Origin of the sequence: Pelagibacterium halotolerans B2, from assembly GCF_000230555.1 — a bacterium.
GTDB lineage: Bacteria > Pseudomonadota > Alphaproteobacteria > Rhizobiales > Devosiaceae > Pelagibacterium > Pelagibacterium halotolerans.
Genome location: NC_016078.1, coordinates 1,229,498 through 1,249,583, shown reverse-complemented (window position 1 = coordinate 1,249,583; position 20,086 = coordinate 1,229,498). Strand labels below are relative to the sequence as shown.

General features: G+C 60.4%; 18 protein-coding genes and 1 tRNA gene. 4 read left to right on the top strand and 15 right to left on the bottom strand.

Annotated features, from left to right (window positions below):
* Positions 1 to 4: 4 nt before the first annotated feature.
* The 5 genes from KKY_RS06120 to KKY_RS06100 form a co-directional block, all read right to left on the bottom strand.
* Positions 5 to 1,087, bottom strand: coding sequence for an ABC transporter ATP-binding protein (locus KKY_RS06120; protein ID WP_014130447.1), 1,083 nt, complete (start codon positions 1,085 to 1,087; stop codon positions 5 to 7).
* 5 nt (positions 1,088 to 1,092) lie between these two features.
* Entirely contained in the window at positions 1,093 to 2,037 is a 945-nt protein-coding gene (locus KKY_RS06115) for a carbohydrate ABC transporter permease (protein ID WP_014130446.1), read from the bottom strand.
* The gene (locus KKY_RS06110) at positions 2,034 to 2,861 is read right to left on the bottom strand and encodes a carbohydrate ABC transporter permease (RefSeq protein ID WP_244404067.1); all 828 of its coding nucleotides are present in this window, start codon (positions 2,859 to 2,861) and stop codon (positions 2,034 to 2,036) included. Before KKY_RS06110 ends, KKY_RS06115 begins: the two co-directional genes overlap by 4 nt.
* Before the next feature lie 180 nt (positions 2,862 to 3,041).
* A complete protein-coding gene (locus tag KKY_RS06105; RefSeq protein WP_041528615.1) occupies positions 3,042 to 4,283 on the bottom strand; it encodes an ABC transporter substrate-binding protein in 1,242 nt (413 codons plus the stop codon).
* A 324-nt stretch (positions 4,284 to 4,607) separates the two neighbouring features.
* Entirely contained in the window at positions 4,608 to 5,900 is a 1,293-nt protein-coding gene (locus KKY_RS06100; protein ID WP_041528614.1) for a DEAD/DEAH box helicase, read from the bottom strand.
* 337 nt (positions 5,901 to 6,237) lie between these two features.
* Here KKY_RS06100 and KKY_RS06095 point away from each other — a divergent pair.
* A tRNA-Arg gene (locus KKY_RS06095) sits at positions 6,238 to 6,314 on the top strand.
* A 47-nt stretch (positions 6,315 to 6,361) separates the two neighbouring features.
* On the opposite strand, the gene KKY_RS06090 is transcribed toward KKY_RS06095, so the two are convergent.
* The 6 genes from KKY_RS06090 to KKY_RS06065 are packed head-to-tail and all read right to left on the bottom strand — an operon-like array spanning position 6,362 to position 12,263.
* Complete coding sequence (locus tag KKY_RS06090) at positions 6,362 to 7,288, bottom strand: MBL fold metallo-hydrolase (RefSeq protein ID WP_014130441.1); 927 nt, start codon at positions 7,286 to 7,288, stop codon at positions 6,362 to 6,364.
* Positions 7,288 to 8,004 carry a TetR/AcrR family transcriptional regulator gene (locus KKY_RS19490; RefSeq protein ID WP_014130440.1) on the bottom strand — a complete coding sequence of 239 codons (717 nt, stop codon included), beginning with the start codon at positions 8,002 to 8,004 and terminating at the stop codon, positions 7,288 to 7,290. The genes KKY_RS06090 and KKY_RS19490 overlap by 1 nt, the downstream gene beginning before the upstream one ends.
* 35 nt (positions 8,005 to 8,039) lie before the next feature.
* Complete coding sequence (locus tag KKY_RS06080) at positions 8,040 to 9,236, bottom strand: ABC transporter ATP-binding protein (RefSeq protein ID WP_014130439.1); 1,197 nt, start codon at positions 9,234 to 9,236, stop codon at positions 8,040 to 8,042.
* Positions 9,237 to 9,244: 8 nt separating this feature from the next.
* Complete coding sequence (locus KKY_RS06075; protein ID WP_014130438.1) at positions 9,245 to 10,081, bottom strand: carbohydrate ABC transporter permease; 837 nt, start codon at positions 10,079 to 10,081, stop codon at positions 9,245 to 9,247.
* Positions 10,078 to 10,983: a carbohydrate ABC transporter permease gene (locus tag KKY_RS06070; protein ID WP_148264175.1), complete on the bottom strand. Its 906-nt coding sequence runs from the start codon at positions 10,981 to 10,983 to the stop codon at positions 10,078 to 10,080. Before KKY_RS06070 ends, KKY_RS06075 begins: the two co-directional genes overlap by 4 nt.
* Before the next feature lie 29 nt (positions 10,984 to 11,012).
* Entirely contained in the window at positions 11,013 to 12,263 is a 1,251-nt protein-coding gene (locus tag KKY_RS06065) for an ABC transporter substrate-binding protein (RefSeq protein WP_014130436.1), read from the bottom strand.
* A 309-nt stretch (positions 12,264 to 12,572) separates the two neighbouring features.
* On the opposite strand from KKY_RS06065, the gene KKY_RS06060 reads away from it, so the two are divergent.
* From KKY_RS06060 to KKY_RS06050, 3 genes are read left to right on the top strand one after another with little or no spacing between them, the layout of a single operon-like run.
* Positions 12,573 to 12,953 (top strand): C-glycoside deglycosidase beta subunit domain-containing protein, encoded by a 381-nt coding sequence (locus KKY_RS06060; protein WP_014130435.1) that lies wholly within the window; start codon positions 12,573 to 12,575, stop codon positions 12,951 to 12,953.
* Complete coding sequence (locus KKY_RS06055; protein WP_014130434.1) at positions 12,953 to 13,963, top strand: sugar phosphate isomerase/epimerase family protein; 1,011 nt, start codon at positions 12,953 to 12,955, stop codon at positions 13,961 to 13,963. The genes KKY_RS06060 and KKY_RS06055 overlap by 1 nt, the downstream gene beginning before the upstream one ends.
* Before the next feature lie 22 nt (positions 13,964 to 13,985).
* Positions 13,986 to 15,608 carry a GMC family oxidoreductase gene (locus KKY_RS06050; RefSeq protein ID WP_014130433.1) on the top strand — a complete coding sequence of 541 codons (1,623 nt, stop codon included), beginning with the start codon at positions 13,986 to 13,988 and terminating at the stop codon, positions 15,606 to 15,608.
* Between the two features lie 102 nt (positions 15,609 to 15,710).
* On the opposite strand, the gene KKY_RS06045 is transcribed toward KKY_RS06050, so the two are convergent.
* From KKY_RS06045 to KKY_RS06035, 4 genes are read right to left on the bottom strand one after another with little or no spacing between them, the layout of a single operon-like run.
* On the bottom strand, positions 15,711 to 17,141 hold the full coding sequence (locus tag KKY_RS06045; protein WP_014130432.1) for a sulfatase family protein: 1,431 nt from the start codon (positions 17,139 to 17,141) through the stop codon (positions 15,711 to 15,713).
* 23 nt (positions 17,142 to 17,164) lie between these two features.
* Entirely contained in the window at positions 17,165 to 17,470 is a 306-nt protein-coding gene (locus KKY_RS19485; RefSeq protein WP_158308054.1) for a hypothetical protein, read from the bottom strand.
* A gap of 52 nt (positions 17,471 to 17,522) precedes the next feature.
* Positions 17,523 to 18,581: a sulfatase-like hydrolase/transferase gene (locus tag KKY_RS06040; protein WP_050811666.1), complete on the bottom strand. Its 1,059-nt coding sequence runs from the start codon at positions 18,579 to 18,581 to the stop codon at positions 17,523 to 17,525.
* Between the two features lie 19 nt (positions 18,582 to 18,600).
* On the bottom strand, positions 18,601 to 20,034 hold the full coding sequence (locus tag KKY_RS06035) for a sulfatase family protein (RefSeq protein WP_014130431.1): 1,434 nt from the start codon (positions 20,032 to 20,034) through the stop codon (positions 18,601 to 18,603).
* Between the last annotated feature and the right edge of the window lie 52 nt (positions 20,035 to 20,086).

Here is a 20,086-nt window from a genome sequence, read left to right as displayed (position 1 = left end):
CTCCCTAAATCCGGTCGCCACTTTCGTCGTCGAAGATCGAGGCCCTGGCCGGATCGAAGCCGAGCCTTACCTTTTGTCCGACTTCGAGATTGAGTTCGCTGTCGGCCCGGAAGGTGAATTCGTGCTTTCCGAGCTTGGTCCATGCGATGGTGTCGGACCCCATGGGCTCGACAATCTCGATTTCGGATTCGAAGCTGACGGGTTGGGTGGCGGCAGCCTGGCCCACGATCACATGTTCGGGACGCACGCCAAGCACGGCTCTGGTTTCGAGCTGATCGTTGCCGGGCTCGAACCTATAACCTTCCATGTTGAGGGGGACGCCGTCGGCATTGAATGTCCTGCCGCGCAGATCACCCTTTATGAAATTCATCGACGGCGAGCCGATGAACCCCGCCACGAACAGGTTGACCGGGTGGTTGTAGATGGCATGCGGTGTGTCGAGCTGCTGGATGATACCATCGCGCATGATGGCGATGCGGTCAGCCAGCGTCATGGCCTCGATCTGGTCGTGGGTGACGTAAATCATTGTGTTTTCAAGCCGCTGGTGCAAACGCTTGATCTCAACGCGCAAGTCGGAGCGCAGCTTGGCATCGAGGTTGGACAGCGGTTCGTCGAAGAGGAACACATCGACATCACGCACCAGCGCCCGACCGATGGCAACGCGCTGGCGCTGGCCGCCCGAGAGGTTGGCCGGCTTGCGATCGAGCAATGGCTCGATCTGAAGCATTTCGGCAGCGCGGGCCACGCGACGCTCGATATCATCCTTCTTGTGACCCGCGACCCGAAGGCCGAAGGTGAGGTTCTTTTTCACGCTCATCTGCGGGTAGAGCGCATAGGACTGGAACACCATGCCGATGCCGCGATCCTTGGGCTCTTCCCAAGTGACGTTTTTTCCAGAGATGAAGATCTGTCCGCCGCTGACGTCAAGCAGGCCGGCAATGCAGTTGAGCAGGGTTGATTTCCCGCAGCCCGACGGCCCGAGCAGTACGAGAAACTCGCCCTGCTGCACGTCGAGGTTCATGCGTTCGAGCACCTTGACGGCCCCGAAATTGAGGGAAAGGTCCCTGATCGATACGCTTTGTTGCATTGCACTCATCCTTTCACCGCACCGGCGGCAACGCCTCGCACGAACAATCGGCCGGAGACGAAATAGACGATCAGCGGCACCAGGCCCGTAAGCATCGTGGCCGCCATGTTGACATTGTACTCAGGGGTGCCCTGGGCCGAATTGACGATGTTGTTGAGCTGCACCGTCATCGGATAGTTCTGCGTTCCCGCAAAGACGACGCCGAACAGGAAGTCATTCCAGATACCGGTCACCTGCAGGATCAGAGCCACGACGATGATCGGCAGGGACATGGGCAGCATGATCTCGAAGAATATGCGCCAGAACCCCGCCCCATCGACACGCGCCGCCTTGAACAATTCCACCGGCAGAGAGGCGAAATAGTTGCGGAACAGCAGGGTCAGTATGGGCATTCCGAAGATGGTATGGATCATGATAACCGCCGGGATCGTGCCGAAAATGCCGAGATCACGGGTTATCATCACCAGGGGATACAGCATCACCTGATATGGGATGAACGATCCGAAGATCAGGATGGCAAAGAAGACTTCCGAGCCCCTGAACTTCCAATTCACAAGGGCATATCCGTTGACCGCGGCAATCGAGGTCGAGACGATGACGCTCGGGATCAGGATTTTGACCGAGTTCCAGAATCCAGGGCTGAGGCCCTGGCAGGTCAGGCCCGTGCAGGCGCTTGTCCACGCCTTGACCCATCCTTCGCCGCTAAATTCACGCGGTGGCGCGAAAATATTGCCAAACCGGATCTCGGGCATGGTCTTGAACGAAGTCATGATCATGACGTAGAGCGGAAACAAGTAGTAGAGGCACGCCACGAACAGGATCGAATACATGACGATCCGGCGCGGGGTGAAGAACGGCTTGGGGCGCGGGCCGTGCGGTTCGGAAAGCGCAAGGTCTTCCCTGACAGCGTCGGTTGCGACCGTGCCGGAAATTGCTGCTGGGTTGCTCATGATTTTTTGCCCCCGCCGAATTCGAGATAAGCCCAGGGAATGATGATGATCATGACGGTCAGGAGCATCATTGTGGAGGCGGCGAGCCCCTGCCCGATGTTGCCGGCGGTGAACATGTAGTCATACACATATTTCGCCGGCACTTCGGACGCGATGCCGGGGCCGCCCTTGGTGAGCGCGACCACCAGATCGTAAAGCCGGACGATGCCCGAGCCCACGATCACCACGGCGGTAACCAGAACGCCGCGCATCATGGGCAGCACGATGAAAAGATAGGTCCTCCAGGTGGGGATGCCATCGACCCGCGAGGCTTTCCAGATTTCCTCGTCGATGCCGCGCAGACCCGCCAGCATCAGCACCATGACAAAGCCTGTACCCTGCCAGAGCCCCGCGATCAGGAGCGCATAGATCACCATGTCCGATTGCGCGATCCAGTCGAAGCGGAAGCTCTCCCAGCCCAGATTGCGCATTGTTCCCTGCAGGCCGAGCGTGGGATTCATGATCCACTGCCAGACAAGGCCCGTCACAATGAACGAGAGGGCAAAGGGATAGAGCATGATGGTGCGAAAGGCGCTCTCAAAGCGGATCTTCTGATCCATCAGCACGGCCAGCACAAAGCCGATCACCATGGTGAAGACCAGCGAGAAACAGCCGAAAATGAACAGGTTCCGGATGGATATGTTCCACCGGGATGAAGCGAACAGGCGCTGGTATTGTTCGAGCCCGACGAAATCGTTGTTGGGCAGAAGACGGGAGCCTGTGAATGAATACCAGATTGTCCAGCCCGTACAGCCGACGAAGACGACCAGCACGGTAACGACCATGGGCGTGGCGGCAAACTTGGCCGAGAGATTGCGCGTGAACAGCTGCCCTAAGAAACGAGCGAAAGCGTTTGCGGGCTGCGAACCGGCGCCGTGCGAAACCTGAGTCAAATCGATCCCTCCGATATGGGGGACGCGGCCGGCCGGGACCGACCGCGTCCATATCATATGCCTTCGAGGCGCTTAGTCCGCGTTCTCGATGAGGGTCGCATAGCGCTCAATGTATTCATCGACGGTGATCGAGTCGTTGTCGATGAACTCCTTGGTCAGGTCATTGAGCTGCTGCTGGGTGTCGCTGGTGAGCGTGGACTCGCCGGCGGGCAGCAGGCCGTTGCCGAGCAGGCCAAGGGCCTTCTGCATGCAAGGATTGGCCGCTTCGAGATCGATATCGGTCCGGATCGGCATCGAGCCCTTCTTGAGGTTGAAGGCCAACTGGGCTTCCGGCGAAATCAGGATGCGTGCAAGCTGCGTTTGCGCCTCGAGAACCTCGGGATCGGTTCCTTCGGGCAAAAGCGGGAAGAAGAACGAGTCACCGCCGCCGGAAAGCTGATCGTTGAGACCCAACCCCGGAATGCACTCATAGTCCTCGCCCGGCACACCTCCAGCAATCTGAAGATCGCCCTGCAGCCAGTCGCCATGGATGTTACCCGCCGCCTCGCCGGCGAGGAGCTGGTTGCCCACGTCACCAAACGTCGGAACCATCATGTCTGGGGAGATGACCGTGCGCAGTTGCGCGAGCGCCTCGGCCACTTCGCGGAATTCAGGGCCGCGCACCGCTTCGCCGCTCTTGTCGCGGTTGACGGCGAGGACAAGATCGGTGCCCCCGATACCAGCCAACAACACGCCCGGAACACCGTCGATCGGCCAGCCGGTCGCCAGGCCGAAAGGCAGGATGCCGGCTTCCTGAAGCGCGGGCCAGCTTTCGACATACTCGTTCCAGTCGGTGGGAACGGGCTGTCCGATCTCCTCGTAAGCAGCGGTCGAGAGCCACAGCCAGTCCCAGGAATGGATATTGATCGGGAAGCAGTAGATGCGGCCCTCATAGGTGCAGGGCTCGAGCAGGGTTTCGTCGACGTAGAAATCGCGAATGTTCATTTCTTCGGCGATATCGGTCAGGTCGCGCATCAGGCCGGCCTGGATGAGCTCCTCGGCATCGCGGCCGGTATTCATCTGGGTGGCGCCCATCGGGTCCCCGCCGATGATGCGGCTGATGATGACGGGGTTGGCGCCGGTACCCGAGCCGGCGAGCGCGCTGTCGACCCAGGTGTGGCCGGTCTCTTCTTCAAAAATGCGTGCGAACTCGGCGATCGAGGCCGCTTCGCCGGCAGACGTCCACCAGTGCGTGACTTCAAGCTCCGCCGCGGACACCGCGGTCGTCGACATAAGGGCGACCGCAACGGATGCGGCCACAGCAAAATTTCTCATCGGAATAGTCCTCCCAGGGGTTTCCTCAAGGCGGCCTCTCAACCACCTCTCCTCCATCAACCGTACCGTGGCTCCTCAACACACGGCCTCCGCGACACGGAGATGTAATCGATTACAAATGCACAGGCTGCGCGGGTTGCAATCGATTACAGACATCACATTCCATAATGTAATCGATGTCAAGGGGGCGTAATACCAAAGTCGCATATGTGGAAAATCGCCCAGTTCGGCGGCGTCTCGCATGAGATTCCGAGCTGGCAGCAGCAAAAAAAAGCAGCCACCGAAATGACTGCCTTTTTCATCATTGATCGTATTTTGTCGTGCTTAGGCTGCCTGGCGAGCCCGCTTGTTGCGCTGCTTGTTGCGGTTGCGCTGCGGCGCTGCCTTGGACGGGTCGAAAGGCTTTTTGGTGCCCTGCCCTTTGGGCTGCGGCTTGCCGCCACGGCCCTGCGAACGCTTTTTGGCCGGACTGGACGGCGATTTGCGCAGCGGGCGCTCGCCACCCGCCGTAGCGATGGAAAGCCCGGTCAGGCGCTCGATATCGAGCAGCAGGCCGTATTCTTCGCCTGAGACCAACGCCACGGCTTCGCCATCGGCGCCGGCGCGGGCCGTGCGGCCGATGCGGTGAACATAGTTTTCGGCAACCTGGGGCAGCTCATAGTTATAAACGTGGCTGACACCGGGAATATCGATGCCGCGCGCGGCGACGTCGGTGGCCACCAGAACGCGGATTTCTCCCTCGCGGAACGCCTTGAGCGTGCGGTCGCGCTGGCCCTGGCTTTTATTTCCGTGGATCGAGCCGGTCGCAAACCCGGCAGCGGCAAGCGTTTTCGAGAGCTTCTCGGCTCCATGCTTGGTACGCGCGAAGACCAGCGAGAGTGCGTCGGCGTCGGCGGCAAGCAATTGCTTGAGCAATGGAAGCTTTCCACCCGGCTCGACGAAATGGGCGCTCTGGGCGATCTTGTCGGCCGCCTTGCCCGGCGTCGCCACCTGCACGCGCACGGGGTCGGTGAGATAGGTCGCGGCAATCTCGTTCATCTGCCTGGGCATGGTTGCCGAAAACAGAAGTGTCTGGCGCGGCGTGCCGACCAGGCGCGAGATTTCGCGCAGGGCGTGGATGAAACCGAGATCAAGCATCTGGTCGGCTTCATCGAGCACGAGATGCTTTGCCGAATCGAGACGGATGGCCTGGCGCTTGACGAGATCGAGCAGCCGGCCGGGCGTCGCGACCACGATATCGCTGCCATGGGCCAATGCCTTGATCTGCGTTCCAATCGACATGCCGCCGACGACGGAATTGACCTTGATGGGCGAACCCTTGGTGAAGGCGCGCAGATTGACGGCGATCTGGTTCACCAGTTCGCGGGTCGGCGCCAGGATCAGGGCCTTACAGGTTTTGGGGTCGGGCTTTCCGGTTTTGGCCAGAAGCTGCTGGATGATGGGCAGACCGAATGCGGCCGTCTTTCCGGTGCCGGTCTGGGCGAGGCCCATGATATCGCGGCCTTCCAGAACGAGCGGAATGGCCCGTTCCTGAATGGGCGTGGGATCGGAAAAGCCCAGCCCTGCGATGGCTTTAAGAAGATGGTCGTCGAGGCCGAGGGCCTGAAACTGAGTCAAATTATGTCCTTTTCCGGCAGCGCCATTTGCGCGCCGGACATTATGCGGCTTTGCCGCGCCAACTTTTAAAGTTGCGCGTTTGCCGTTGCGGTTGCAGATCCACCCAAACCCACGCGCCACATTGCGCACCGGGCGTCGGACCTGTCAGAACCCCGCGTGATCTGGGAACTTGGGAAAACATGCCGGTTCAAGGGGTCACCCCAAGCGGGGGACGCGATGGCTGCTCACGCGGCAGCACCTAGCATGGCGTTCATATCGGGGGTTGTGCGTGCAAAGTCAAGCGCCGACCATGTCACAGGCTGACAAGCCCGCCATTTTGCGCTAGACGGCGCGGACCGGCCCCGTAGCTCAGCTGGATAGAGCAGTAGCCTTCTAAGCTATTGGTCACAGGTTCGAATCCTGTCGGGGTCGCCATTTCTCCTTCGCCAGGCATCCGCAGCGCAATGTCGGGCGGGCCGATTTCAGGCCTCGAACACGTCGCAATCGCGTGCCAACGAAATCTTGCCATCGAAATGGCGTTCAATTCCCGCGGTAAAATTGCTCAAATCGGTCTGGTCTTCGAAACTCGGGATGTAGTGCGTCAGGACCACCTGTCCCACTCCGGCCTGCGCTGCCACCTGACCGATCTCATCGGGCGACAAATGGTTTTTCGCGAGGTTATCGAGAAGCTTTTCCACGAGAATGGCGGGGCGCTCCTTCATCATTGCGCGGATAACGGGCTCGACCGAGGCTATGTCGATCACTTCGCAGATGAAGAGGTCGGCATTGCTGGCCAGCGGCACGAGCGTTGGCGTCATTCCGGAGTCGCCGGTAAAGGCAATGATCCTGCCTCCGGCTCGAATCCGATAGCCCACGCTGACGGGCACTTCGACCGGCGCCGCGCTGGGAGGCACTTGATAGTGATCGACGGCAACAGCTTCGATCGAAACCAGCCCGTCCTCGTAAACAACAGTCGGCATCTTGAGGTCGTCGGGCAGGTCTTTCACCGAGGCGCATGCGATAAGCGGGGTCTTGGCCGGACCCGACACGGGAAAGGACGCCCATTCGGTCGCCCGGTTGGCATCCAGCAGGCCCCTGACCAGATGCTCGGTGCCGCGCGGGCCATAAACGGGGATTGGCGTATCGTGGTCGGCCAGCCATCGCGATATCAAAACGGCCCCGAGATCGGCATTGTGATCGACGTGATGGTGGGTCAGGAACACTGCTTTGATGCTCGATTCCTTGAGACCCGAGCGGTGCATTTGCCCCCGCACCCCCTGTCCGACATCGAACAGGTATGTGTTGTCGCCAACAGTCAGGGCGTTGCAGATTTGTGCCTGCCCCGCCTTCACAAACGGCCCGCCAAGGGTCCCAAGCGTGTGCCAGCGAACAGCGGAAGCGTCGGTCATCAGGAATGCCTTTCGCGAGGTGTGTCGGCGGTGATCGCGTGTGCGGCGCCGAGCCCGGCGATCAGCACGTCGATCTGGCTCTCGAGCGTGGCCAGCGATTCTCCCAGATTGGGCGGTTCAGAAATCACGAACCTTATGAGTTCTTCCTTGAGCAAGGAGAAGAACATGGTCGCCATCTGATTTGCGGTGCGGTCCTTGCGCAACTCCTGCACGGCGATAGCCTCGGCAAACAACTCCACGATCCGCGCAATGATCTTGCGGTATATCTGCTGAAACCGCAGGCCCTGGCTGTTGGCCGTGTACATATCGAGATGCTTGAGAGCGAACCGAGCCAGGTCAACCTTGGTGGCGAAATGGCCCAAATGCGCATGGCAAACTGCCATGAGATTAGCCTTGAGGTCCGCATTCCGGTCGATCCGCGCAATCGAATTGTTCACGGCGGTCTCGATCTCGTCATTGTAGAGCAGGAACAACAATTCGCGCTTGTTGGCCGCATAAAGAAAGATCGTGCCATTGGCGACATCGGCGATGCGTGCGATATCGCGGGTAGTGGCCTTGTCAAAGCCCTTGGTCAAAAACATGCCCAGCGCCGCATCTTTGATACGGCGCAGTTTATCGGCCTTGGCGCGCGCCGATTTCGACACTTTTTCGTCTTCTGCGGGCGCCTGTGCGTGGCGGCGGGCCAGCTTGTCCTCGGCAGCGGAGTTTTCAATCATCGCTATTCTCTTTGTCGCCCCGTCATTCCCCTGGCCTATACCAGCGTGGCACCCGTTCGGGGATCGAACAGATGAAGCCTCGCAGTATTGAGCGAGAGAGCAAATTCACCATCGGATGGCAACGGTTTCTCGATATCCATGCGGGCGATGACCGAGACTTCCGCCGCATCGGCCTGACGCTGGAGATCCTGTACGATACCCTTGTCGGAATCGGCGATCGCCTCCACCACCGTATCGCTTGTGACCGGCTGGCCTGCGATCGTCACATGGACCATCTTCTCGGGCGGCAATTCTTCCACCATGCGCATCCTTGCGCGCAATTGCGGCCAGGCCTGATTGCCATCACCGGGTACCTGCAGGTGTTCGGGTCGAATGCCCACGACCACCTCTTGTCCGTAGCGGTCCGCCACACCGGCGAACCGTTCGGCGTGCGCCCCGAGCGAGAGACGCTGGTCGCCGATATCGAGCGCCGGCGTGCGGCCGTCCTCAACGAGCCGGGCACCCACGAGGTTCATGGCTGGAGAACCGATAAAGGCTGCCACAAACAGATTGGCGGGCGCGTCGTAGAGTTCTAGCGGCGTGCCGGCCTGCTGCAGGACACCCTTACGCATTATGGCAATCCGATGCCCCATGGTCATGGCTTCAACCTGATCGTGGGTGACGTAGAGGGTCGAAACCCCGAGCCGCCGCTGCAACTCTATGATTTCGGTGCGCATCTGAGTGCGCAGTTTAGCATCGAGATTTGACAGCGGCTCGTCCATTAGGAAAGCCTGCGGCCGACGCACAATAGCCCGCCCCATGGCCACACGCTGACGCTGGCCGCCCGACAACTGCCTGGGCAAGCGATCGAGATAGTCTTCAAGGCCCAGTGTACGCGCCGCGCTTCTGACACGCTCCTCGATTTCCGCCTTGGCCAGCTTCTGGCTTTCGAGGGGAAAGGCAATATTCTGCGCAATCGTCATGTGGGGATAGAGCGCATAGCTCTGAAACACCATGGCGATGTCTCTATCGCGGGCCGACACATCGTTGACCACGCGATCGCCGATGAGCAATCGTCCCTCGGAAATTTCCTCGAGACCTGCCGCCATGCGCAACGCCGTGGTCTTGCCGCATCCCGAGGGCCCCACGATGACCATGAATTCGCCTTCGCGGATTTCAAGATCGAGGCTGTCCACCGCACGAATGCCGCCGGCATAGCGCTTCGTGACACCCTGGAATGTTATTGATGCCATCTTTTTTCCTAACCTTTGATGCCGCCGGTGAAGCCCTCAATGAGCTGCTTTTGAGCGAACAGGTAAAAGCCGAGCACCGGAGCGATCGCCACAAGCACCACGGCAAAAACCATGTTCCAGCGGGCGGTGAATTCTCCGACGAACCCATAGATCGCCACGGGCAGAGTCTGCACATCGCTCCCGCTGAGAAAGATCACCTGATTGAAGAAATCGTTCCAGATGATCATCCCCGTCATGATCGCTACCGTCGCCGTGACCGGACGGAGTAAGGGAAAGACCACCTTCCAAAAGATCCTGCCGCGCCCTGCCCCATCGACTTCGGCGGCCTCCTCGTAGTCTTTGGGGATGGTGCGCACAAATCCCGCATACAGGAAGATTGCCATTGGCATCATGAGGCCCGAATAGAGCACGATCATGCCCAGATGGTTGCCCACAAGTCCGAGGCTGCGCATCGCGGCGAACAGTGGAACCACGGCCAGTTGGTGGGGCAGGATCAACCCCACGACGAAAAAGGAAAACATGGCGAGACTGACCAGGGCACGAGACCGGGCCACGACATAGGCGGTCACTGCACCCACAGCGATCAGCACGAAGACGCTGCCCAGCGTGATGATCGCACTGTTGAGCAATGCCTGGCCGATCGAGACCCCCATCGTGCCGGCCCATGCCTCGGCGAAATTGCCAAGTACGATTTCGGAGGGCCAGCCCATTGGATCGGTGAAAACCTCGGTGTTGGGCTTCACCGCGACGATGAGCAGGTAGTAGAATGGAATGCACCAGGCCAGAGCCACCAGCATTGCAACAATCTCGATACCCAATCTGGCAGGCGTATATCGGTTGCTCATTGGAGAACGCGCTCCCTGCGCCTGAGAATGGTCAATTGCAGTGCTGAAACAACAAGCACCAGCGCCGTCAGAACCAGCGCAAACGCTGCGCCATAGCCGAAATTTCCAAAGGCGAAAGTCTGCTTATAGACCTGAGTGGCAAGCGTCTCGGTGGCGTAGCCGGGCCCGCCACGGGTCAAAGCCATGATCTGGTCGAAGACCCGCAGCCCGAAAATGGTCGTCAGGCTGATGCTGACGGTCGCCGCAGGGGCGAGCATGGGGAACACGATGCGGCGGAAGGTGCGCCATGACGAAGCTCCGTCGATCTCGGCAGCCTCGGTCAGATCCTCGGGAATAGACTGCAGACCGGCAAGGTAGAAGGCCATGCAAAGCCCGCTGAATTGCCACACCATTACGGCCCAGACGGCCCAGATGGCAAAGGTCGCGTCGCCAAGCCAGACCCGCTGCCAGCTTTCCAGGCCCACCGTGCCCAGAAGCGCATTGACCGGCCCCTGAACCTCAAAGACGAATTGCCAGATGTAGGCAACGGCAAGAGGGCTCATGACGACGGGCGCGAAAAAGACGCTCCTCAGTACGAAACGCGATTTCAGGCCCTTGTTGAGCGCCATGGCAAGCACAAGGCCGATCGCGTTGGCACCGATCACGAACGCCACCGTCAGTTTGAGGGTGTTGGCCAACGCCCCCAGGGCCTGGCTACTCGAAAAGATGCGAGCGAAATTTTCCAGTCCCACGAAATCGGGTTCAGTGAAACCGTCCCAGTCGGTGAAAGCATACCAGCCGCCGGCGATAACCGCTCCGTAGTGGAACACGAAAACCACGAGAAGAGCCGGCACGGCCCAGGTCAACGGAGCGCGGGACACGCGCCTTTGGCGTGTCCCATCATTGATTTGGCGTGCAAACACGATTGCTACCCCAGCTTGTTTGGTCGAGCTCAGTCGTCCCACGCTTCGTCGAGCATGGCGAGCACTTCGTCCACGGTGAATTGGCCGGTGACGAGACCGTTGGCTCCGGCATTAATGGCATCGCGAACCTCGACATTGCGCCATGCGGTGTGAGGCAGCCCGGTCACCCTGCCCGCTTCGTGATAAGGGACCAGATCAGCGTAACGGTCACCGAATTCGAGCGTATCGGCGACCGAAAGCGGCGTGCCACCGGCCACTTCGGCAAATACCGCCTGCTGGGCCGGCTCGGCCACCCACTCAACGAACGCCACAGCGGCATCTTCATGCTCGGTAGCGGCATTTATCGAAAGCGAGTCATTGTAGTCGGCAATGGCCACACGGCCGTTTTCTCCACCCCCGACCCAAGTGGTCATGCGCAGGTCGATCTCTGGGTTCATGCCCATCACGGCGCCCATCAGGGTCGCCGGACCCACGCCGGTAAGCACCTGCGCCCCGGCCATCGCGGCAAAGAGCTGGGGAATACCAGCCGCCTCGAAGCCTGGCTGAAAACAGCCGGCCTCGGCCATGTCCTGATAGTATTCAAAGGTTTCCCGCCAACCCTGGCTTTCACCAAAGGTGACCTCGCCGGCCTCGCGCTGAGCGTTCCACTCGGGATTGTCCGTATAGACGCGCGTGTTGGCGATTGCCGCAATCATGTACAACGGGCCCGGGCCCGACACCGATGCGGCGCTGAACCCCAGATCCAGCGTTTCGGCACAAAATTCGAGAAAGCCCGCCTCATCTGCGGGCAATTCGATGTCGTGTTCCTCCAGCAGGTTGGCATTATAGACCATGCCCACATGGAGGAGGGAAAGCGGCAGGCCGTAGAGTTCCCCGTCGAGCCAGTAGGTGTCTTGCGCTGCCTCGGGAACGACGTCGGCAATAGCGGTGTCAGAAAGATCGAGCAGGCGCCCGGCCGAGCCCAGATCAAGAATGGACTCCAACGCTCCCCAGCCGCCATTCGTGAAAATCAGGTCCGGTCCGCTGCCCGATTGCAACTGGGTAACTACGGCCTGCGAATACGGGTCGCCCGATGGAAAGCGCTGCGCGGTTATCCTCACGTCAGGCTGGGCATCATTGTACTGCTCGGCCAGCTCGATCAGTCCGTCACCGGTGCCGCCGGCGGGAACCAGCAAACGCAGTTCTTGCGAAAACGCAGTCGATCCCATTGCCGCTGCGGCCAGGAACGACAGGCCCGCGCAGGTGGTGGCGCGTGTAACTGAATTGGTGAATATCGACATTAGGCTCCTCCCTCATCGAAATTGCGAGATTTATGAGCAGGCTCATTTCTCATCTCAATTGCTAGCTACGGTCGGCAATCGTGTCAAGCGTATCCGGTGACACCAGAACGCCGAGACATATGGTATTTTTCAATGCATGGTATCACGTATTTCAATCACCTAACCCGCTGGCATCGCCTTGACATTCGGGGCGCCGGCAAAATAAATGAGCATGATCATTTAGTTTGGAGGAGCCCCGTCCATCGTGGTGACACTCGTAACACCAGTCGGGCACAGGGTGGTCCGGCCAACCGCTTCATGGAGATTGCTATGACCGTCAACCGGATCATCGAGACCGGCTCCCTGCGTCGAACCGAAACAGGGTTCGCAATGGGTATCCGCCTTCCCTGGTACAGGTCGCTACCGCTTTCCGTCGTTGAACTGGACGCGCTTCGCCTCAACGGCAAATCGGTGCCTGCCGAAAGCATCGCGATCGAAGTGGACGGCACGCCATATCCGGTGACGGATCTGGGACATCTGACGGACAAGAACTGGTTCGTGGCCGATACCGCCACGCTGGTGGTCCAGGACATGCCGATCGACGCCGATACCGAGCACGATGTCGAAGCCGTACTCAGTATCTATCCGCCCTACCTCCCGAATTTCCGGCGCAAGGTGCGTCGCACTGAACGTATGAAGGCCGAACGCTGATGACTTCCCGAAAAACCGCCGACATTCGGCTCGGCACGACCATCTACTCGATGACAAACGAGTTTCACGCCCGCAAGTTCGGACGCGACGATCTTATCCGCGAAGTGGCGAGGCGCAACCTCGGTCCCGGTCTCGAAGTCGTCGGGTTTCAAAGCTTTCGTTCCTTCCCGGACGTGAGCGCGGTAGAAGTCGATCAGTTCCACGCCATCATCGCGGAAACCGGGCTCGTTCCCACATGCCTGGGCATCAATGCCGACCGCCACATCGACCGTAACAAACCAATGACCGATGCCGAGATGGGGCAGTATCACGCCCGCCAACTCCGGTCGGCCGCCAAGCTCGGCTTCCCGCTGGTTCGGTACCAGTTTGCCGCAACGCCCGATGTGATTGCCGACCTTGTGCCGCTCGCCGAGGATCTTGGCGTCAAACTCGGCCTGGAAGTCCATGCCCCCCACACCGTCGATCATCCCGAAATCATCGAATACCGCGAAATGTATGAGAGGGTGAATTCGGACTTTCTCGGCTTCATACCCGACTTTGGCGCAACCGCGCGCGCCGTGCCGCCCGGTCATCTTGCCGCGTTCCGCGAAATGGGCGCCAGCGAGTCCGTTATCGAGAAGGCGCTCGAAATCTGGCACGCCGATATCGAGCCGTTCCAAAAATTCGGCGCTTTCCAGCAATGGTGCCAGGCCAATGGTGTCGACGAGGTTCTGGCCGTCGAGATGATGATCATTTACGGCATCTTCAATCGTGGGGCGGTGGAAAGCTGGGCCGAGATCATGCCGCGTGTCTTTCATATCCACGGCAAATTTTACGACGTCGACAGGGCCACTGGAGAGGACGCCGCGATCGACTACGCGGCCAATCTCAAGGTGTTCGTGGAGGGTGGCTTTCAGGGTTACATCTCCAGCGAGTGGGAAGGGCATATGGTCAGCGACGCCGATGGCTTCGACCATGTCGAGCGCCATCACGCCATGATCAGATCGATCCTGTCCGCCCTTGGGGCCTGACCCCTCCGCCGAGGACCAATTCATGAATGAGTATGACTACATAATTGTCGGCGCCGGTTCCGCCGGCTGCGTCCTTGCCAACCGCCTGAGCGAGGACGGCACCAAGACCGTGTTGCTGATCGAGGCCGGTGGCGACAATCAGCAAACCTTTATCAAGATGCCCGGCGGGTTCACCAAACTTTTCGGTCGACCGGAATTCTTCTGGTTCTTCCGGGTCAAGCCGCAATTGGGACGTGGTGAGGAAAAGCACAATTATGGCCGCGGGCTGGGCGGATCGAGCGCAGTGAACGGCACGTGGTATTTGCGGGGCATGCCAAGGGACTATGATGGCTGGCGCGACATGGGTCTTGCCGAATGGGGCTGGGATTCGATCCTGAAATGCTTTCAGTGGATGGAAAGCTACCGCTCATCGGGCGCGGACAAGACCCGCGGCCGGGACGGCGCCCTTCAGATTACACCATCGGATTATAAATCACCGGTCATGGATCGTATCATCGAGGCCTGCAAGAGCTTCGGCGTCCCCTGGCTCGACGACGTCAACACACCTAACACGGATGGTATCGGCCGTTCGCAATACACTGTGGACCGCCGCTCTCGCCGCGCGTCGAGCTACGAGGCGTTCGTGGCGCCGGTCCGGGCGCGCAGCAACCTCACGGTGGTCACCGACACCTTCGTCGAGCGCGTTCTTCTGGAAGATGGCCGGGCCGCGGGTGTTGTATGCCGCAAGGATGGCCAAGAGGTTGTTCATCGTGCGCGGCGCGACACGATCCTGTCGGCCGGGGTCTACATGTCTCCCAAGATCCTGCAGATTTCCGGCATCGGCCCTGCCGAGCTTCTCGCAACACACGGGATTGACGTGCAAAGGGCCCTGCCTGCAGTGGGCCTTAACTTGTGCGACCACCAGATGCTCACTATCGCTTACGACCTGCACAAGGATCCGGGGCTCAATCGGCAGTTTCTGGGCTGGCGCGTTTACGCCAACGCGCTCAAATATTTCCTGCTGCGCAAGGGCCCGCTGGCCCGTGTCGGCATGCCCCTGACCATGCTCTATTCCACCGATGGCGACAAAAGCTGGCCCGACCTGCAGTTGGGCGCCGGACCATTTGCGATGAAGTCGTCGAAACAGATGAAATCAGAACCCGGTCGTGGCCCGATCGAGGCCAAGCCAGGCATTATGTTTTCGGGCTTCCATTTGCGCCCCAAGAGCCGGGGGTCGGTGTCGATCGCTTCAAGCGATCCCAGGGACAATCCCGTCGTCGAGGCCGGTTGGTGGAGCGATCCTGGCGACCGCGACCGGGCGCTCGATCTGCTCAGAATGTTGCGCAGGATGGCGGCCGCCAAACCACTTGAGGGTTGGGTTGGCAAAGAGCGCGTTCCCGGGGTTCAGTTTCAGAGCGACGAGGAATTGATCGAAGAGCTCAAATGGATGATGAGCCCCGGGCTCCACGGCACCGGTACCTGCTCGATGGGCACCGACCCGGAAATTTCGGTTGTCGACAGCCGTTGCCGCGTGCATGGCGTACCGGGCCTGCGCGTGGTCGATTGTTCAATCATGCCCACGCCTGTCTCCGGCAACACAAACGGACCGGCAATGGCAGTGGCGGCACGGGCTGCCGAACTCATCATCGAGGACGCAAGATCCTGATCAGGGCGGCACCGAGGCCCGATTGCTCATCGTTTTCGGCGGGAGCGATTGCCCACGATGATCCGTGACGCCCTCATAGGCTCGTGCATGTCCGCGAAGAGCCTATGAGGGCCAGACCCGGGCAATGTGGGCAATAAGGCTGTCGCGGACATCGGGGCGGTCGTCCCAGAGGGACCGGGTTTCGTCGGGATCGTCGGCGAGGTCATAAAGAACACCCGAACGCAGGCAGGCCGGATCGTAGGTCTCGGTCTGAAGCATTTCCTGATTGATCCGCTCGTTGAGGCCGACGATGATTTTGAACCGCCCATCGGTGGCCGCACGCCAGGCGCCCAGTCCGGATTCGCTCGACGCGCGGGGATAGGGTGCCGAACCATCCAGATAGTCTAGAAGGCTGTATCCCTCCATGCCGTCCAGGGGGTCGGTTTGAGCGAGTGCCAGAAAGGTGGGCGGAAGATCGAGCAGATTGGCCGGCCCCTCATCGACCATGGCGCGCCGCTTTATGCCCGGGCCGGCAAGGATCATCGGCACCCGGACCGACGCCTCGAACGGCACCTGCTTTTTCCAGAGATTGCGGTCGCCCAGCATTTCGCCGTGATCGGAGGCAAAGACGATCACGGTATTGTCCAATTGCCCGGTTTCTTCGAGGTGGGCGATGTAGCGGCCAATCCAGCGATCGATGTTTTCGATCATGGCCGCATAGCGGCGGCGGATATCCTGCTGGAGCTCGGCGTCTTCGGTGTTGCGCATGCGGGGAAGCGGGAACTCGACGCCTTCCCACGCTTCGGCCATTGAGGGCGTAACGTCCATCGGCTCATGGGGGCCGGGGAAATTCACGATCATGAACCATGGGCTGTTGGGATCGAACCCCTTGAGTTCATCGAGCGTGCGCTGGCCGACAAAATTGTCGTTGTAGGCGTCGTCGGGCAAGTCCTGGGGATCGACATTGGCATAGGCATCGGGAGGCGTTCCAAGGCTGCCGTCGAGCCATTGTTGCAAGAGCGTGCCCCGCACGACACCGCGACCGGCATAATCGTCGAGAAACCGTCCCTCCAGCCCCCGGGCCTTGAGCATTTCGGTATAGGGGTCGGCGAACCCCCTCTTGAGCGCAACTTCGGCCGCTTTCTTGCCGGCACTGTCGAAGCCGTGGCTGAATCCCAAGGCGGCCAGACGATCTTCACCGTCAACGACATGGCGGCCGTCGGGTCCCCAGGAATGGCCATGCTTGAGCAGATCCGATTTGCCCGTATTGGCCACCTGATAACCCGCCTCGCGCAGCGCGCGGTAAAAGGTGGGCGTGTCGAGGGGATTGTCATCGAAATTGCTGCGCACCGGCGCGCGTCCATAGGCGCGGCCGGTGGCAAAGCACGAGCGCGCCGGAGCACAGAGCGGGCTCGGCGTCCATGCCCTGGCAAAGCCTGTGCCGCGGGCGAGCAGAGCATCGATATTGGGCGTGCGCAGAGGCAGACCGCCCAAAGCGCCGATCCAATCCGCGCGCCACTGGTCGGGAAACAGCATCAGGATGTTGGGGCGCATGACGGCTCCTTTGAAAAAGGTGGTTAGCGGTTGGCGTTCTTGAGATCGCCCGGTTCATCGCGGCACTCGAATCCGGGCAGATGAACCGGCGCAAAGCCACCGGTGACGGCAAGCCGGCCATCGACCACGAAACCTTCGGGGCGTCCCTCGAGTTCGCGGATCATGATCTGGCGCAGGGCCTCGATACGCGGCTCATATTCGCTGTCGCCTATGAGATTGGTCATCTCGTCGGGGTCGTTTGCCAGATCGAAGGCGTGCTCGAGTCCGGTGCCGGGATAGCGGATATATTTCAGGCTTTTATCGGTCACGAACTGCATGCCCGAGTTCATTGTTTCGACCCGGGCGCATTCCCCGTGCAAATGCCGACGCCAGCCGTCGGTTTCACCGCGCAACAACGGGCGCCCCTGCCATATCGAGCAGGGTCGGCATGACGTCCATCAACTCGACAAGCTCGGTGCGCACCTGGCCGGGCTCGATGCCGAACGATTTGGGAAGCTTGACGAGAAACGGCACGCGGGCCGAGCCCTCATAGGCCGAGCGCTTGCGGGTCCATTGATGATCGCCCAGCATTTCGCCATGATCGGAGGCGAACAGAATGGCCGTATCTCGTGGCAGATGTTTGAGCACACGGCCGATCTGGTGATCGGCATGTTCGATTGAGCCGAAATACCCGGCCATCATTTCGCGCTGCGCCTGACGCTTGAGCGAGACGCGCCACGCAGTGACGTCGTGGCCGCGTTGCGCACCGTCATAGATGCGGGCCCAGGCACCCACCACGGGCTCGGGCAAATCCATGTCCATGTATTTTTCGAAATAATAGGCCGGCGGGGTGAAGGGCGCGTGAGGCGCAAAGATCGAGAGATTGAGGAAAAACGGGACAGTCGGGTCGCGGCGTTCGAGAAACCGCAATGCGCATTCTGCCGCCCAGGTTGTGTAGTGGAAGCGTTCATCCATGTGCCAGGGCCGTGACACCCAACCATTTCCGTTCGCGCCATTGGCATAGGAGAGATCGGGGCCGTGTTGGCCATGTTCAATCAGGAACCTCTGATAGTCGTTGCTAACGCGGTTGAGGCGGTATTGGGCCGGGCTGTCGGCCCAATCGGCGGAGTTGAAGCCATAGAGCTTCCGCGCCGGATGGAGATGAAGCTTGCCGGCCAGGTGCGTCTGATAGCCTGCCCTGGCCAACTCGCCCGGCAGCGTCGGCAGGGTGAGAGGCGTATCGTAGTTCATAGTCACGCCGTGGCGCGCGGGCCTGGCCCCGCTCATCAGGGTGCGGCGCGCCGGGATGCAGACCGGGCACGCACTGTAGGCACGCGAAAAGCGAGCCCCCTGGGATGCGATCTGGTCGAGATAGGGTGTATCGAGCACAGGGTGCCCCTCCACACCGAGGCAATCCCCCCGCTGCTGGTCTGTGGTTATGAGGACGATATTGGGTGCCATGGGCCCCTCCTGGTATGGGTCAGACCGCTTCGAGATCGGCGGCAAGCGCGGTGAGAAGGCGCTGGCGGACGGCCGGCTCGGCTTCGGAAATGTCGGTCTCTTCCAACGGGTCGTTGTCGAGGTCGTAAAGTTTGGCGGCGTCGAGCATGGCGGGGTCCAGAATGGCGAACTGGATCTGCTGGGTGTGCAGGCTGCCATCGAACCCGGCCACCAGCTTGAAACGCCCATCGCCAACGGCACGCCAGTTTCCAAGCCCGGAAAAGACCAGCCCGCGCTCGGGCGCCTCCCCCCTCTCAAGGGTGGGGCGGAGCGAATAGCCGTCCATACCCTCGGTTGAGCACGCTCCATAATTGAGGAACGTGGTCATCACGTCGAGCAGGGAGACAGGCGCGGCGACCGGGGCGGCGGAAGGTTCGAACCCCGGACCGGCCATGACCAGCGGCACGCGAACCGAGGCCTCGAAAGGAACCGATTTGGCCCACAGGTTGTGATCGCCCAGCATCTCGCCGTGATCGGAGGCAAAGACGATGATCGTGTTTTCAAGCGCCCCTGCCCGTTCAAGGATTTCCACATAGCGTCCGACCCAGCCGTCGATCAACTCGACCATGGCGGCGTAGTTCTGGCGCACGGTCTGATGGAGGTCGGTGTGCAAACCGTCGTGGCGCCCGGGCATGGGGAACTGCCGATCCTTAACGCTTTCGCGCATGGATGCGGTGACATCGAGCGGTTCGTGCGGCCCGGCGAAGTTGACCGTAAGGAACCAGGGCCGCCCCTCCGCCAGCAAAGCGTTGAGTTCATCGACCCCGTTGCGGCCGATCCAGTTGTCGCAATAGGCATCCTCGGGCAGCGGGGAAAGGTCCGTGTTGCCGTAGGCCGAGGGAATTTCAAGGCCACCCTTCATGGTCTCTCCGACCGGGACCTTGAGATTGGCATCGTTGCGGCGCTTGAAATCCTCGATGTGGATCTGATCGAGCCCGCGGGATGCCAGATGGTCCATATAGGGTTCGCGCACGCCCTTGAAGCGCGCCCAGAGCGCATCATGCTTGCCGGCATTGTCGAGCCCGCGCGTGAAACCGAGATCGTGCAGGCGGCAATCCCCATTCACCCGGTGCTGGCCATCGGGGCCCCAATCCATGAAGCCCTTCAGCAAATCGAGCTTTCCCACCGTCGATACCGCATAGCCGGCCTCGGCAAGCCTGCGGTAAACCGTATCGGATCCGGCCGGCATGTTATGGTTGTTATGACGGACGGGCGAGCGATCGTAATTTGTGCCCATGGCCATGCAGGCGCGAGCGGGCGCACAGATGGGAGACGGTGTCCATGCATTGGAAAACACCGTCCCCCGATCCGCCAGGGATCTGACGTTTGGGGTCCGAACGGCCAAATCGGTCAGAGGCTCGATCCAGTCCCAGCGCAATTGATCGGGAAAGATGAAAAGAATATTGGGCTGCATTTTCTTGCCTCGTCCTAGAGCATTTCCGCTTTTCTTCGAATCGCGAAAATCC

What these genes read in the sequence shown, in the direction of transcription:
- KKY_RS06050 (WP_014130433.1), top strand. Translation starts at nt 13,986, where the DNA reads ATGAATGAGTATGACTACATAATTGTCGGCGCCGGTTCCGCCGGCTGC.
- KKY_RS06055 (WP_014130434.1), top strand. Translation starts at nt 12,953, where the DNA reads ATGACTTCCCGAAAAACCGCCGACATTCGGCTCGGCACGACCATCTAC.
- KKY_RS06035 (WP_014130431.1), bottom strand. Translation starts at nt 20,034, where the DNA reads ATGCAGCCCAATATTCTTTTCATCTTTCCCGATCAATTGCGCTGGGAC.
- KKY_RS06040 (WP_050811666.1), bottom strand. Translation starts at nt 18,581, where the DNA reads ATGGCACCCAATATCGTCCTCATAACCACAGACCAGCAGCGGGGGGAT.
- KKY_RS06115 (WP_014130446.1), bottom strand. Translation starts at nt 2,037, where the DNA reads ATGAGCAACCCAGCAGCAATTTCCGGCACGGTCGCAACCGACGCTGTC.
- KKY_RS06075 (WP_014130438.1), bottom strand. Translation starts at nt 10,081, where the DNA reads ATGAGCAACCGATATACGCCTGCCAGATTGGGTATCGAGATTGTTGCA.
- KKY_RS06080 (WP_014130439.1), bottom strand. Translation starts at nt 9,236, where the DNA reads ATGGCATCAATAACATTCCAGGGTGTCACGAAGCGCTATGCCGGCGGC.
- KKY_RS06105 (WP_041528615.1), bottom strand. Translation starts at nt 4,283, where the DNA reads ATGAGAAATTTTGCTGTGGCCGCATCCGTTGCGGTCGCCCTTATGTCG.
- KKY_RS06065 (WP_014130436.1), bottom strand. Translation starts at nt 12,263, where the DNA reads ATGTCGATATTCACCAATTCAGTTACACGCGCCACCACCTGCGCGGGC.
- KKY_RS06060 (WP_014130435.1), top strand. Translation starts at nt 12,573, where the DNA reads ATGACCGTCAACCGGATCATCGAGACCGGCTCCCTGCGTCGAACCGAA.
- KKY_RS19490 (WP_014130440.1), bottom strand. Translation starts at nt 8,004, where the DNA reads ATGATTGAAAACTCCGCTGCCGAGGACAAGCTGGCCCGCCGCCACGCA.
- KKY_RS19485 (WP_158308054.1), bottom strand. Translation starts at nt 17,470, where the DNA reads ATGAACTCGGGCATGCAGTTCGTGACCGATAAAAGCCTGAAATATATC.
- KKY_RS06045 (WP_014130432.1), bottom strand. Translation starts at nt 17,141, where the DNA reads ATGCGCCCCAACATCCTGATGCTGTTTCCCGACCAGTGGCGCGCGGAT.
- KKY_RS06110 (WP_244404067.1), bottom strand. Translation starts at nt 2,861, where the DNA reads ATGGTCGTTACCGTGCTGGTCGTCTTCGTCGGCTGTACGGGCTGGACA.
- KKY_RS06120 (WP_014130447.1), bottom strand. Translation starts at nt 1,087, where the DNA reads ATGCAACAAAGCGTATCGATCAGGGACCTTTCCCTCAATTTCGGGGCC.
- KKY_RS06090 (WP_014130441.1), bottom strand. Translation starts at nt 7,288, where the DNA reads ATGACCGACGCTTCCGCTGTTCGCTGGCACACGCTTGGGACCCTTGGC.